We start from the raw sequence: 692 nt of genomic DNA on the forward strand, positions 1-692 counted from the left end.
AGGGTGTAGAGGTCGGCGTAGAGGCCGTCGAGTGCCATGAGGGTGGCGTGGTCGCCCTGTTCGGTGATCTTGCCGTGGTCGAGGACGTAGATGCGGTCGGCGTAGCGGACGCTGGCCAGGCGGTGGGTGATGAGCAGGACGGTGCGGCCGTCGGAGTGGTTGCGGATGCGTTCGAAGAGGGCGTGTTCGGCGCGGGCGTCGAGGGCGGCGGTGGGTTCGTCGCAGATGAGCAGGTCGGCGTCGCGGTGGAAGCCGCGGGCGACGGCGATGCGCTGCCATTGGCCGCCGGACAGCTCGTGGCCGTCTTTGAAGCGGCGATCGAGCAGGGTGCGGTAGCCGTGGGGCAGGTCGGCGATGACTTCGTCGGCGCCGGCCACGGCGGCGGCGGCGTGCAGGGCGGGCTCGCCCTTGTCGGTGCCCATGGTGATGTTGTAGCGGGCGGTGAGCGGCCAGCGGGTGTGGTCCTGGGCGATGACGGCGGTGCGCAGGCGCAGGTCGTCGGGGCTGACGGTGGTCAGGTCGGTGTCGTCCCAGCGGACGGTGCCGCTGTCGGGTTCGTACAGGCCGGACAGGATCTTGGCCAGGGTGGTCTTGCCCGAGCCGTTCTCGCCGACGAACGCGATCACCTCGCCCTGCCGGATCTCGATCGACACGTCACGCAGCGCGGGCTCCTCGGCGCCGGGGTAGGTGAA

The 692-nt window shown here is 70.7% G+C and carries 1 protein-coding gene; it reads right to left on the bottom strand.

The window, feature by feature from the left end; all coding sequences use genetic code 11:
* Positions 1-692: ATP-binding cassette domain-containing protein (locus ETD85_RS62605; protein ID WP_138699139.1), on the bottom strand; the 692-nt coding region annotated here is incomplete at both ends.

The sequence above is a fragment of the Nonomuraea zeae genome, from assembly GCF_005889725.1.
Lineage (GTDB): Bacteria > Actinomycetota > Actinomycetes > Streptosporangiales > Streptosporangiaceae > Nonomuraea > Nonomuraea zeae.